This window comes from Cellvibrio sp. ATLC23 (genome assembly GCF_057196725.1).
This window is the reverse complement of sequence record NZ_JBXUOS010000040.1, coordinates 1-223: the sequence shown is the minus strand read 5'-3', so window position 1 is coordinate 223 and position 223 is coordinate 1. Positions and strand designations below refer to the sequence as shown.

Genomic DNA, 223 nt, shown 5'->3' with positions numbered 1-223 from the left:
AAACCAGATGCTAGTGACTAACACAAATAAACTCATTCCTCTCACATTCAAATGCCACTTACCGGTAGCTATTACGAGCAAGCTGGTGGTGCCGATTAATAAACCTGCTAATCCCACCCAACGGAAAGGTGTGTTATCTCGAATCAGATTACTGCTCCAACAGATCAACGCACAAAACCATGCAAAGGCGCCTGCGTTTGCAAGCACCTGATTCGATTGCATC

The 223-nt window shown here is 45.3% G+C and carries 1 protein-coding gene; it reads right to left on the bottom strand.

All coding sequences use genetic code 11. From position 1 onward, the window contains the following. Positions 1-223, bottom strand: a 223-nt coding sequence (locus AC2CG4_RS20095) for a hypothetical protein (RefSeq protein ID WP_484487959.1), incomplete at both ends; no start/stop codon positions are given.